Source organism: Microcoleus harperi Pol14_C6 (genome assembly GCF_036701295.1).
Lineage (GTDB): Bacteria > Cyanobacteriota > Cyanobacteriia > Cyanobacteriales > Microcoleaceae > Microcoleus.
On record NZ_JAUBQN010000022.1, the window covers coordinates 14,383 to 27,061 of the forward strand.

10 protein-coding genes and 1 tRNA gene are annotated in these 12,679 nt (G+C 45.6%); 8 read left to right on the plus strand and 3 right to left on the minus strand.

The window, feature by feature from the left end; genetic code table 11:
- The first annotated feature begins 207 nt into the window (after window positions 1–207).
- The 4 genes from QUA27_RS16065 (at window position 208) to QUA27_RS16080 (ending at window position 4,028) form a co-directional block, all read left to right on the plus strand.
- Window positions 208–753 carry a hypothetical protein gene (locus QUA27_RS16065; protein ID WP_333069042.1) on the plus strand — a complete coding sequence of 182 codons (546 nt, stop codon included), beginning with the start codon at window positions 208–210 and terminating at the stop codon, window positions 751–753.
- Between the two features lie 460 nt (window positions 754–1,213).
- Window positions 1,214–1,819, plus strand: coding sequence for a DUF1517 domain-containing protein (locus QUA27_RS16070; protein ID WP_333069044.1), 606 nt, complete (start codon window positions 1,214–1,216; stop codon window positions 1,817–1,819).
- Between the two features lie 125 nt (window positions 1,820–1,944).
- Window positions 1,945–2,826 (plus strand): hypothetical protein, encoded by an 882-nt coding sequence (locus tag QUA27_RS16075; RefSeq protein WP_333069045.1) that lies wholly within the window; start codon window positions 1,945–1,947, stop codon window positions 2,824–2,826.
- A 182-nt stretch (window positions 2,827–3,008) separates the two neighbouring features.
- A complete protein-coding gene (locus QUA27_RS16080) occupies window positions 3,009–4,028 on the plus strand; it encodes an S-layer homology domain-containing protein (protein WP_333069046.1) in 1,020 nt (339 codons plus the stop codon).
- Window positions 4,029–4,123: 95 nt separating this feature from the next.
- Here QUA27_RS16080 and QUA27_RS16085 read toward each other — a convergent pair whose 3' ends face one another.
- A complete protein-coding gene (locus tag QUA27_RS16085) occupies window positions 4,124–5,704 on the minus strand; it encodes a peptidoglycan-binding protein (RefSeq protein ID WP_333069047.1) in 1,581 nt (526 codons plus the stop codon).
- A gap of 246 nt (window positions 5,705–5,950) precedes the next feature.
- Here QUA27_RS16085 and alr point away from each other — a divergent pair, with 246 nt between their 5' ends.
- From alr to QUA27_RS16105, 4 genes are all read left to right on the plus strand, one after another.
- Window positions 5,951–7,153, plus strand: coding sequence for an alanine racemase (gene alr / locus QUA27_RS16090; protein WP_333069048.1), 1,203 nt, complete (start codon window positions 5,951–5,953; stop codon window positions 7,151–7,153).
- A 210-nt stretch (window positions 7,154–7,363) separates the two neighbouring features.
- Entirely contained in the window at window positions 7,364–8,212 is an 849-nt protein-coding gene (locus QUA27_RS16095) for a mechanosensitive ion channel family protein (RefSeq protein ID WP_333069049.1), read from the plus strand.
- A 47-nt stretch (window positions 8,213–8,259) separates the two neighbouring features.
- Window positions 8,260–9,399, plus strand: coding sequence for a patatin-like phospholipase family protein (locus QUA27_RS16100; protein ID WP_333069050.1), 1,140 nt, complete (start codon window positions 8,260–8,262; stop codon window positions 9,397–9,399).
- Window positions 9,400–9,496: 97 nt separating this feature from the next.
- Window positions 9,497–9,585: transfer RNA gene (locus QUA27_RS16105), tRNA-Ser, on the plus strand.
- 119 nt (window positions 9,586–9,704) lie between these two features.
- On the opposite strand, the gene QUA27_RS16110 is transcribed toward QUA27_RS16105, so the two are convergent.
- Together QUA27_RS16110 and QUA27_RS16115 are read right to left on the minus strand one after the other, a co-directional pair.
- Entirely contained in the window at window positions 9,705–11,468 is a 1,764-nt protein-coding gene (locus QUA27_RS16110; RefSeq protein ID WP_333069052.1) for a macro domain-containing protein, read from the minus strand.
- Window positions 11,469–11,687: 219 nt separating this feature from the next.
- Entirely contained in the window at window positions 11,688–12,626 is a 939-nt protein-coding gene (locus QUA27_RS16115) for a serine hydrolase (protein WP_333069054.1), read from the minus strand.
- Window positions 12,627–12,679 lie beyond the last annotated feature (53 nt).

Sequence of the window (12,679 nt, forward strand, 5' to 3'; positions counted from 1 at the left end):
AAGTTTAACTTCTACTTTTTTTTTGCCGAAACGCTTACAAAGCAAGCATTGCAAATTTTTAAGCTGGCAAATTTAAATTTGAATTGCGTGAGGCTATAGCTGACTTTTGCGATCGATCCTCGATATGGGTGCCGCGCAGAGTTGATACATTTGTAAAGAGCTGTTACCATTAATTTTTTAATTATCCTTTACAATCTCCAGAGCACCATGAAGAAGTTTCAAGTGTTAGCTGGCATTGCTTCCGTTGTCGCGATCGCAAGCAGTATCGCTGTTTGTGACGCCGCATCTGCTTTCCCCTGTTCCTACAGCAAATCTGGGGCGGCTAAATCTGGTTCTGCGACAACAATCTTAGGTTCCGGCGGCTCGGAGCGAATGAATCCGTGGAAATCTTACAAAACAGCAGCTCTCGGTTTCCTCGGTTTGGCTGGGCTTGGGGGCACAGGTGCGGCCTACATGAGCTACCGCGCCGGCAAGCGCGCTTCTGCTGCTTGCGCTGCGATGACAGATAATTTTGAAGTTTTTGAAGAGTCGATCGATCCGATCGCAGATGCAGGTGTTTCTGAATACCTGGAAGTACCGGCGTTGCTAGATTTGGCGGCGGCGGGTACTGTACCTGAGTCAGCAGATGCGGTTGCAGCCGTTCGGGAACACCCTGAAGCTCCGGGCGGCGAGCTGGATTTACCGGTTTCGCCAGTTGCCGAGTTGAGTTCTGAAATTGCGATCGAACAAGTCCAAAGCGCGATCGTCAAATAGTTATTTCAAACCAAAGTATTCGCTTACCACACCTCCAATCTTGCAAGATTGGAGGTTTTTTGAGTGAAAATTATCTACCCTACAATTTCTTTTCCTGGCGATCGCTAAGCATTGCAAACAATTGAGAACAGATGAATCGATAGCACACAATATCATATTCCGGCAAAGCTCTCGGAGCGTTTAATTAATATCAATTTTAAAAAAGTTTTGTTACCATCCTCAATCTTATACCAATTATTAAAAGTCGCCACTCCCCCTCACGACAAGGCTGTGCCGTTTCCCTACTGTATTTGATGCGGTTGGAAACTGCTATAAAATTAGATGAGTCATAGTGAGATAGTATGTGGTGGAGGCGATCGCTAAAAATACTCTTCAGATCAATCTGAGGGTAGACGGCAAGAGTTCAAATCACCTGTTATGTTTGAAAATATAGCCCTACAGATTACAACTCTAGGTTATTATGAATGCTTGGCGCGATCGATTCAATCAATTTACAGGTAAAAATCGAGTGGCAGTTTGTCGGGTGTTCGTTCACCTAACAGGCGAAGAAGTTGCACCGCTGTTAGGAGTTCTCAACCGCACCGCCAGAAAAGCAATTGATGCCGATGGCGACATAGCGGTTTTAGGAGAAGGTCTTGTAGAAATTTGCAATCACCTCTTGCAGTACGACAACTACTGGCAATCAGCCGCCAATGAAGGCGATGTTTTTTGGAATGAAGGCGAAGCGGGCGATTATGTGGATGAACTTTTCATTGATTCAGCCGATCGCTATCTCAGCGAGCCTCAATACAGTACATCTGTTTACGATAAAAATTCCCCATTGTCTTTGCCTGTAACTAGAAATGTGGTGGTGATGCTGACAGTGGCGTATGAAGGCGAAGTTCCTGCCCTAGAAACTGACCTCGCGGACATCAGTGCGCTGAAAGTCGGTTTAAAAGCACTGATTAATTTACATTACCAAGAAAGGCTCCGAGCTGTGCAAGTTCACTTTTCTCCCGCACAGTTGGGAGACGAACTTACTAACGACCAAGTGTTGCTCAATTTCCCCGAACTTATTCCGATTTAAGGAAGGAAGAAGTTCGGCAACGGATTCAGTAACGGGTGTAATTGATGTAACTGATGTCGGGAAGAAGGAAGAAGGAGCAATTATAAAACAACCCATGCCCAATTACAAATTAAAAATTACTATTTATGATGCTGCGAAAACTGACAATTTATTTCATGGCTTTAACTTTTTTATGGACGGCAACCGCCTGCGGTTCTCCTAGTAGACAAACTTCGACCAATCCTGCTGGGAATCCAAATATTAACACAGTGCGTCCTGCACCAAATAATAACTTGAGTCAAGGTCAATATCCTGTACAGCAAGCTACCTACGACGATGCGGATGGCGAATACAGTTTAATGTTGCTGAATACTCCTCCGGGCAGTCCCCCAGTTTACCGCACTACGGATTTGCAAATGGCTCGCTTAACAGATGAAGAAATATCGGCAGGCAAGAAAAGTTATCTAAATTTGGAGAACAATCAAGCGGTTTTGCATTTGACAGAAGATTTTAAAATTGAGTACGTCCACAACGTTACCGAAACTGTTAATAACCCTCAAACAGGTCAGCCCCAAACCGTAGTAGTGCGGCAGCAATCTGGCTTCTGGGCACCGTTTGCTGGGGCTATAGCCGGTCAGGCGATCGGCAGTTTGTTATTTAGACCGCGATATTATATGCCGCCAGTCTACCAACCGGGGATTATGACAGGATATGGCGGGTATGGTAATACTTACAGCCAAGCTGTTCAGCAGTATCAAACTCGCTACCAAACTCCGCCTCCAGTGGTGAGAAACCGTCAAGTTTTAAGGACGACCGGCCGCTTGCGATCGCCTACATATAACCAGCCAGTAAGACCCTCAGCACGGCCAAATGGCAATCGATCGACCGGTTCGGGTTACGGTGGGAGCACTTTGAGGCGATCGCCGCAGCAACGTCAAAATCAATACAAGCGGCAGCCGAGTTTTGGTAGTGGCAGGAATTCTCGTCCACCGAGTCGGACTCGCTCTTTCGGGAGTAGAAGGCGCTGAGTTGAAGATGGCAAAAATCAGCAACTGACATCGGTAAAAGTTGATTTTATATATTCTCCCGATGTCACGCAGGGGCAGGTAGAGAGAATGAAAACTTTGGAATAATTGATTTAGTTTTCTCTGTTTTCCCCAGACCCAAAAAATATGTGATTTAATTTCTACATTGGTATGTAGGTGACAATATGTCTTCTTCACAACCCCCGTCTGGGGAAAGAAATCCTCTAGGATTGGATGAATTGATTGCGATCTTGGTTGCTTTTGGCACGATGGGAGCAATTTTATTTTGGGTAACAGGTAAAAATCCCGATCGATTGAATGCCAGAACTTGGCAATTTCCAGCCGTTTTTTCTCAACCTGCTGTTACGCCCGCGAGTCCCGGAATATTAACACCCGAATCGCCAACTTCCGATTTGCGATCGCCCGCTAAAACGCTCCTTCCCTCAGAACCGGATGTCGCACCTGTGGCACCTTTAGGGCCGGTTTTACCGCAAACTCCTCCGGTGGGTGTAATCGTTGTTCCTCCCAAGCCAATTGCGAGCTCGACTCCTGCTCCAGCAATTACCAAACCGAAAGCCGATAAACCCAAAGTTGGGCCCGTTAGATTCTCCGATGTTCCAGACAAATATTGGGCGCGTCCGTTCATTTTAGCCTTAGTCGATCGGAAAATTTTTGCTGAGCCCACCGACAGCAAATTTCGTCCCGAGGAATCGATGACGCGAGCCGAACTAGCGCGCTTAATTCAACGAATGTCCGACGACAAAGAGCCGATCCGAAAACCAATTGATTTTAAAGACGTAAAAGACAAGAGTCCTGTAGCTCCTGCGATCGACCACACGGTCAAAACTGGATATCTTAAAGGATACCCAAACAATGAGTTCCGTCCCGAAAAACAGATTCCGCGTGTCGAAGTCATCGCAGCTTTAGCGAGCGGTTTGAGCCTGAAACCATCAACAAGAGCAACCAAAACTTTACAACTTTATACAGACAGGGCAAAAGTGCCGAAATGGGCAGTTAACAAAGTAGCATCAGCCACAGAAGCTGGCATTGTTGTCAACCACCCGAAGCGCGCACTTTTGCAGCCTAATAGAACAGCAACTCGCGCTGAAGTAGCAGCCATGGTTTACCAAGCTATGGCCAAAAAAGGCAAAGTACCTGCTAAGTCTTCAGAGTATGTTGTGAAGCCTTTAAAGTTGCCCAAATAATATTTTAGGGGCGTTGCTCCTAGCCCGCCCCACAATAAAATTTAATCGTTATTGTTTGTAGTCAGGACTGAAGCCTTCACTACGAATCAGCTAAATTAATCTTGAAACACCATAATACTGCCCGAATAGCAAGCTACCCAAACCTGATTAGTTTCCGGATCGTAAGTAATCCCGATCGGACTTGAATTAACCTTCACTGTTTGCAGCACTTTCATATCGCTCGTCCTAACTTTGCTAACAGTATTCGAGAAATAGTTGACCACATAAAGCAGTTTTCCCTGATCGGAAATTGTCATGCTGCGAGGTGCTTTTCCTGTAGAAACTTTGTCTACTACTTTACCCGTTTTTAGGTCAATTTTTGCCACATTTCCTTCACCATTTAAAGTGGCATAAAGATACTTTCCATGGGGATCGATCGTCAAATGACGCGGCGCATTGCCAATATTCTTCAGCCATTCTACCGAAAAGTCGATGAGATTAACTTTCGCAATATCGGAAGAACCCATGATGGCAACATAGGCATTTTTTGAGTCGGGAGTAACAACAATACCCCGAGGATATGCACCCAGTTTCACTCGCTCGATTTCGAGATTTTTATTGATATCAACTACGCTCAAATCCCAACTGCACCAATTGCTAGCGAGCGCGAATCGATTGTCAGGCGAAACAGCATTGAATTTCGGAACTGCACCTACAGGAATTACCTTTTCTATTGTCAAAGTTTGGGTATTGATGCGGTACAGAAAACTTTGGTCGTGTTTTGCCGCTGGAGAACACCTGTCCGTTCCCGGATTTCTAAACCCGGAACCGTACATTTTGTAGTTGGAGACGTAGGCATATTTGCCATCGGTTGAAAAAGCAGCTTCTACGGGAGAGCCTTTATAATTGCCTTTGAATTTAGAAAAGCCGAACTTCGACAAGTTTACTGTATCGGGAATAGTCTTGACTAATTTAAAGTTCCTGTCGTAAACTGTGATTGTGTGGCGGTACATCATGTTTTGAGCAAAAAACAAACCAGCTCCCGAATAAACTATTGATTTGGGGGAGATGTTGCCATAAATTGTTTTTTTCAAGGTCATTTTTCCTTGAGTGTTGTCGGGAGGATTTACTAGCATTGTGGTTGGTGATTCACTTTTTTCATCCTCGGAATTTTCAGTTTTAAATGGTGGCAAAGAGGGTTCTTGAAATAGAGGTTCTTGGGGCTGAGTTTGAGTTTGATCTTCGAGTTCGTTTGTGTTATCTGTGGCGGTAGGAGATGGCGAAGATCGATCGACATTTGGCGAGATTTTTTCCGCAGCTTCCATGCTGGCTTCTTCCGGCTTACCTTTCAGTGCTGACAAGGTTTTAGGGCCGACAATTCCGTCAACTTTCAGGTTGTTCTCTGCTTGAAACTTTTTCACAGCAGCCTGGGTGAGAGAACCGTAAAATCCTGTAGCCTTACCGCTAAAATAGCCTGCGTTTTGTAGAGTTTTCTGAAGTTGGGCTACTTCGGGGCCTGAATCACCTTTTTTGATGGCGAGTGCGGGATTGACTAAATTGACAATTGTGAGAGCGATCGTAAAGAAAAGTAAAGGAGTGTATGCTAAATTCCGGTGCATTTTTGAGTGGGTCGATCGAGTTTGACCCGCAGCCGTTTCCCAAGTTTCAGCTAAATGTAGGTAGGCTAATCCGTCCATAGTTTTTACCGGGTATTTTTGGTGCTATGATACACCAGTTAATACCATTTTAGGTTTTAGATTTTAGATTTTATATGGGGAATGACTGATGCAATATGGGTTTGCAGCTTGCCTGCAGTTCCATTATTTTTTTAAATTTGTATAACATTGATTAAAGTAAAAATATTATAATCAAACTTAGGGTAAAATATCCTAGCAGTTTTTAGAGCAGTTTTTAAGGGTGTAAGCAAGTAGGAGCGATCGACAATGTGGAGTGGGGAACAAACAACCGCAGAATCAACGACAAAAGAATCCCGCCAGACGTTGCTGTGGGACGATAACGGGGGACTTTGCCAGCGGGCTTGGGTAGAAATCGATTTAGCAGCTTTAACTCACAATGTAAAACAGCTTAAAAAGCTATTATCTCCCCACACAGAACTGATGGCAGTTGTGAAAGCGGATGCTTACGGGCATGGTGCTGTTGCAGTCAGTCAAACAGCATTGCAAGCAGGTGCTAGTTGGCTGGGAGTGGCGACAATTCCAGAAGGAATAGAATTGCGAGAAGCTGGGATAGAAGCGCCGATTTTGCTGTTGGGAGCAACCCATACAGCCCAACAAGTAAAGGCGATCGCCCATTGGCACTTGCAGCCCACTATTTGTACTGCCAAACAAGCCCTAATTTTTTCGGAAGTTCTCGCAGGCATTAACCAATCTTTGCCGGTTCACGCTAAGTTGGATACGGGAATGTCTCGCTTGGGTACGCCCTGGCAAGAAGCAACAGAATTTGTGCAATTAGTCAAGCGGTTGCCCAATTTAAAATTAGCCAGCATTTACTCTCACTTGGCGACAGCAGACAGTCCCGATCCCGCAGTTATGATAGAGCAGCACCAGCGGTTTAAACAGGCGATCGAGCAAATTAAAATAGCAGGAATTAACCCCCCTCGCCTCCACTTGGCCAACTCTGCAGCAGCCCTCGCTGACCCGGCTTTGCACTACGATTTAGTGCGAGTTGGTTTAGCTACCTACGGTCTTTATCCAGCACCTCACTTGCAGTCGAGATCCAATTTGAAGCCCGCAATGCAGGTAAAAGCTAGGGTAACGCAGGTGAAAACAATTGAAGCAGGAACCGGCGTCAGTTACGGCTATCAATTTATAGCTCAGCGCCAGACACAGATTGCCGTAATTGGTATCGGCTATGCAGATGGTATTCCGCGCAATCTTTCTAATAAAATGCAGGTTTTAGTCCGGGGTCAGTTCGTGCGGCAAGTGGGAGCCGTGACGATGGATCAGTTAATGCTGGATGTAACCGATATTCCCAATTTAGAAGTCGGCGAAGTGGTGACGCTGTTGGGCAAAGATGGGGAATATAAAATTACTGCCGACGATTGGGCCACGACTTTAGGAACTATTTCGTGGGAAATTCTCTGCGGTTTTAAACACCGATTGCCCCGCGTAGCAGTACACTATTAGCAGTAGTCCGGCAGGGGTTTAAAGCCCTGCCTCATAGCAAAAGTAGTTTAAACCGACTCAAGAGTTTGAAGGATAAAATTATCGATTTTAGTCCTCTTTTAGAGGACTTTCGCTAGGAGACAGGGGTTAAAAACCCCTGTCGGACTCTCGTAATAAGCGATAAGACTGAGACTGCTATTCTCAATTTCAAATTCCCAATTCCCAATTGATATGACAGTTACTCCGACGTTTTTACCAATAGCCCAAACATTCTATTCTCAGCTAAATGCAGAAAGAACACAAGCCTTGGAAGTAGCCCAAGAATTTTCAAAAAAATTCGTAGAATTGGGGTTTAAAATTGTACCTCAACTGCTGTGGGCGATCGGCATTTTGTTAATTACGCGATTTGCGATCGGCTTTGCGGGCCGCGTGACTCGCCGAGCACTGAGTCGCACCGAAGCCACGCTGCGGAAATTCTTAGTTCAAGCTGCTGAAATTACTATTTTGGTAGTGGGAGTAGTCGCCGCTTTGAGTCAGTTGGGAATTCAAACTACCAGTGTGGTTGCGGTGGTGGGTGCCGCGGGTTTGGCGATCGGTTTGGCGTGGCAAAATACTTTATCGCACTTTGCTGCTGGGGTAATGTTGATTAGTTTGCGCCCCTTTGAAGTCGGAGATGGGATCGAAGCTGGGGATGTTAAGGGAGTGGTGGACAGTATCGGGATTTTTTCAACAACCGTGGTGACAGATGATCGGATAAAAATTATTGTCCCGAACAATCAGTTGTTTAACGGTACATTGAAAAATACAACGGCAATGGGAACGAGGCGAGTAGACTTGAAGATTGATATTGGCGATCGGCCAATTCGTCCAACTGTAGCTGAGTTATTAGAAATTGCCCACTCTCACCCGCTGGTGCTGGAAAATCCGCCCCCGACTTGTTTGGTAGCCGAGATTACTCCCGATACCACTATTTTATCTCTCCGACCTTGGTGCGCGTCGGTGGCTTACGAACAAGTGCGATCGCAAGTTCAACAATACGTCAAAGAGGCAATGGATGCCGACAACAATCAAGAACAATAGATATAAATCTAAAATCTAAAACCCAAAATTTATCGGAGGTATTTCCCATGAGCAAGTGGTATCCGCAGCAAATTTTGCAAGAACCCGGTGTCAGGATCACCGCCACCGAGAAAGAAACAATTCTCAGCAAATTTCCGCCTCCCGACGAAAACGGTCAAATCTATGCCGACGGGGTTTTTGAAGGCGGCGGCGTGCGCGGAGTTGCGTTTTTAGGAGCACTCCGGTGCTGTAGCGATTTGGGCATCCGCTGGCGAAAATTGGCCGGCACTTCAGCCGGTGCAATTACTGCTGCAGTATTGGCAACCGACTTGTCAATTGATGATTTAGAGGAAATTTTAGGACAGCTCGATTACAGCATATTTTTAACTCAAAAAAACAGTCCTCTAATTTTAAACGGCGACCCCGCCGACGACTTGCAATCTCCTGCTTGGACGCTGCTTTTCCTAACAGTTAGCCGTCAGATGGGAGAATATTCGGCGCAACCGTTCCGGCAGTGGCTGGAATCAATTCTCGGTAGAGGTAACTTGCACACTTTTGCCGATGTCAAACAAATCGTAAAAGACCGGGAATTAAAAGTAGTAATATCCAACCTCACTCGCGGTGAAATGTTGGTGCTGCCCGACGACTTACACCGACGCGAATCGACGGATTCCGATACTTTGTACGAGCAGTTGCGACTCCAAAGCGCTGAACATTTTAGCGTGGCTGAAGCCGTTAGGTTGTCGATGAGTATTCCCCTATTTTTTGAACCGGGAAAACTCGGCGATGACTTAATTGTAGATGGCGGAATTTTGAGCAATTTCCCCCTGTGGATTTATGACAAACAATCCGTCGGTTCGACTCCTGCACCGCCGCGCTGGTTTACCTTTGGGTTTCGATTAGTCGATACCGGAATTGAGACTAAAGCTAAGATTGATACTCCCCTGTCGATGCTGGCGGCGATGTTCAGAACGATGATGAAAGCAAGAGACCGCTATCACCAGCGGGAAATGGATAAAGGCAGGGTGATTAATATTGATGTGACTGAAGCTGGGGTGACGACGACGGACTTTAATCTCGATGCCGATCGCAAGGCTCACCTGTACCGCTTGGGGTATTTGTATACTAAGAGGTTCTTTTTGAGTTCCAATTTTAGTTGGGAGAAGCATTTGAAGGCTAGGGGCTTTGGGGAAGAGGCTGGAGGTTGAGGTCGCCGAAAGTATACACAGTAAGGGATTGAGGAATTTTAAAATTAGGGGTTGGCAAGAAGAGGATGTGTGTGCTATAGTTAGTTACTGTCATCCTGGAGAGGTGGCTGAGTGGTCGAAAGCGGCAGATTGCTAATCTGTTAAGGGTGTTAACATCCTTCGAGGGTTCAAATCCCTCCCTCTCCGTTCTAAGTTGTTCTAAGTAAGCCCAGCTAAAAAAATAGAATACCCAGAGCGCCGACTTCTTAAATAAGTCGGCGCTCTAAAAGCGCTCGCGTGTTACCTTAGTTTTGTTACTAAAACCATTACAAACCAGAAATTTTCAAGAATTCATTTTGGAAGCAACGATGAGTATCTGAATCGAAACAAACAAAAAGAATAGATCCGATCGCACTAGATGTTAAAAGAAAGCGACGGGTTTGTGCAAAAGCAATTTCCGCCGCACGCTCGGCTGGAAAACCCATTTCTCCCGTTCCAATAGCTGGAAAAGCAATACTCCGCAGTGAATGCTGTACAGCTAATTCCCAACAACCCCAGTAACATTCTGCTAATAGGTCTTCCTCTCCCTGAGAGCCACCGCGCCAAGGGGGACAAACCGTATGAATAACCCAGGGTGTCGGCAAATTATAGCCAGGAGTAATTTTCGCCTCCCCTTCCTCACAACCACCTATACGGCGACATTCTTCTAGAAGTTCTGGTCCTGCTGCTTGGTGAATTGCGCTGGATATGGCACCCGAGTTGGATAGGTCGCGATCGCACGAGTTAACGATCGCATCTACTCCTAAATCTTGCGTAATATTCCCCAAGATGGGACCTTTGCGATAAGCGTATAAAAGGCTGACATGACCGCTACTGCGAGAAACAGCCCGGGTGTAGCTTTGATGAGTTGACATTTTGCGATATGTAGTATATTCCCGCTCCTGAAGTTGTACTTCTAAGTCGGTGATTGCCTCCGCTTCTGGCGCACTCATGGGAAGATCGGGATTGTTGAGCAACTGCTGTTTTGTCTCCTGCAATAGTTGGCTGGCGCGATCGTAATTCCCTCCATCTACCAGTCTGACGGCTTCTTTTTTGGCGCGTGCTGTCATCATTAAAATCGCTTGCTGTCGTACCTCAGAGTTGAAGGGAAATTCCTCTAATTGTGCAGCACTGACGACGGGTAAGCGCAAGGAAACGCGGATTTTTTGCTCAATTGGTTGTTCGGGGTCGTTCCAACTGAGCCGAAAATAACATAAATCTACTTCCTCTGTCATCGCTGGCACTTTCAGCCGCACGACTACATCAACTGGATTACTAATTACTAAATTAGGTAAGCGAAATCGACCATTTGGAGTGACATCGAGCTGATTGAGTACCTCAACCATTTCTACTCCAGCTTGTGGCTCAATTCCCAAGGTGACATTTGTGCCAACTGTCGCCATTAAGCCAAGTAATTCTTGTTGAAAAATATTTGGCAATTGTTCGGGAGATTGAATGTAATAATAATTGCCATCCCCACTCCGCGCCATTGATTCTAGCAAGTCTTCGTTGTAATCATTACCAATTCCCATTGTGGTAGTGCTGACACCTCGTTTGGTTAAACCGTTCACATCGGAGGCAATTACATCGGGATTTGTTTCGCCGACATTGGCTAGTCCATCTGATAACAGAATGACTCGATTCAAGTGTTCTGGATGGAGGTGTTGGCTAACTTGAATTCCTCCTTGCACCCATCCGGCGTGCAGTGCCGTAGTGTTTCTGGCACTAATTTTTTTAATTTGTTGTAAAAGGTGGGATTTATGAGTAGCAAGGGTGCTAGGGACTAGGGTTTCTATCTCGTCATCGTAAATCGTGATGCTAACGCGATCGCTTGGTAACAACTGTTCGATTGCGTAGCTAGCTGCTTGCCGTGCGTATTCAATTTTTTGTCCGCCCATAGAACCAGAGCGATCGATTACTAAACCTAAATTAAGCTGCGGTCGCTCAATTGTTTTTTCCGGTGTTGGGGGCGTAATTCTGACTAAAACATCTAGAGTCGTTGAGCGTTCGGAACAAACGGCAGCACGTAGAGGGATAAGCTGTATGTCCATATTTGACCTCTTTGAGAGCTCGACTATTTAAATGATACAGTAAAGTCGAGGTGAATAGAGTACGCTTTAATCCCAAGCACCGACGAAACTGTTTTACAAACTGCTGACACTCTACTTCATAAACCTGCACCCTGCTGTATCTTTAAGCTCCTAATTTGGCGCTGGAATAAGAGCAGGCTCCACAAAAATTTTAAGTTTTGTCAATTTACAAGTTAAAGTTTAATTAAGCACTTTCATCGCTTCGACAAATTTCCGCGATATAAATGGCAAAATTTCTTCATTCTTGCTATTCTCTTTCCCTTCTGTAAATACAACCAACAAATACGGCCGCAAACCCGCTATTTCAATATAAGCCGCATCGTGACGCACTTGACTGGTCAGTCCCGCTTTTGACCACAATTTTGCTGATTCTGGCAATCCGCCGCCTAAAAAACCTGTAACTTGATTTTCAGGATCTGCCTCTAATTCTGCTGGGTCTAAACTGCGTTTCATTAAACCCATCATTTCTTGCGATGCTTTGGCAGAAACAGCTACGCCGCCGATTATACTGTGCAGCAAACGCGCCGCTGCATTTGTGGTCAGCATATTTCTATTTTCCATTAATTCTCCCAGAACTGCTCGCTCGCGACCATAGGGGCCGTCACACCAAGTTTTTTGATTGACGTTAATATTTTGTAATTCCGGCCAATCCAATGATTGAAAGTAACGGTTGATGAGGTTTCGCTGCTGTTTCCAAGTTTCAAAGGGGCCTGGTGATAATTCTGGACCGCTGGTGGTGCCGGTGAGCACGTCTACGACTAAACTGGTGGCGTCGTTGCTGGAATCAACTATCATATCTCGCACGGCGCGTTCTAATTCTGGCGATGTTTGAATCATGCCTTTTTGCGCCCATTCCCAGATGGCAACGAGGTAGAATAATTTGACGATGCTGGCGGGATAAATTCGTTCGGAAGCTCTAGCGCTAAAACCTCGCGGTTGATATTTCCAAAATTCTTCTGGACTCAGGGCACCGCCTGTATTGACTCGCACCGGCGGATCGTAGACTATCCAGGTAATGGCTGTACGATCGCCACTTAATCCTGTAAATTCTGACAATGCGGAGTCTATAATGCTACTGCCGAGGGTTTCTAATTGTTCGTCTTTGTGGAAAAATGTCATGGTTAATGGCTGACGGTTAACGGTTAACGGCTAGCAGCTAATGGCAATCTATC

Excerpts from the sequence above, each read along its gene's own strand:
- QUA27_RS16065 (WP_333069042.1), top strand. The coding sequence starts at position 208 with ATGAAGAAGTTTCAAGTGTTAGCTGGCATTGCTTCCGTTGTCGCGATC.
- QUA27_RS16070 (WP_333069044.1), top strand. The coding sequence starts at position 1,214 with ATGAATGCTTGGCGCGATCGATTCAATCAATTTACAGGTAAAAATCGA.
- QUA27_RS16075 (WP_333069045.1), top strand. The coding sequence starts at position 1,945 with ATGATGCTGCGAAAACTGACAATTTATTTCATGGCTTTAACTTTTTTA.
- QUA27_RS16080 (WP_333069046.1), top strand. The coding sequence starts at position 3,009 with ATGTCTTCTTCACAACCCCCGTCTGGGGAAAGAAATCCTCTAGGATTG.
- QUA27_RS16085 (WP_333069047.1), bottom strand. The coding sequence starts at position 5,704 with ATGGACGGATTAGCCTACCTACATTTAGCTGAAACTTGGGAAACGGCT.
- alr (WP_333069048.1), top strand. The coding sequence starts at position 5,951 with ATGTGGAGTGGGGAACAAACAACCGCAGAATCAACGACAAAAGAATCC.
- QUA27_RS16095 (WP_333069049.1), top strand. The coding sequence starts at position 7,364 with ATGACAGTTACTCCGACGTTTTTACCAATAGCCCAAACATTCTATTCT.
- QUA27_RS16100 (WP_333069050.1), top strand. The coding sequence starts at position 8,260 with ATGAGCAAGTGGTATCCGCAGCAAATTTTGCAAGAACCCGGTGTCAGG.
- QUA27_RS16110 (WP_333069052.1), bottom strand. The coding sequence starts at position 11,468 with ATGGACATACAGCTTATCCCTCTACGTGCTGCCGTTTGTTCCGAACGC.
- QUA27_RS16115 (WP_333069054.1), bottom strand. The coding sequence starts at position 12,626 with ATGACATTTTTCCACAAAGACGAACAATTAGAAACCCTCGGCAGTAGC.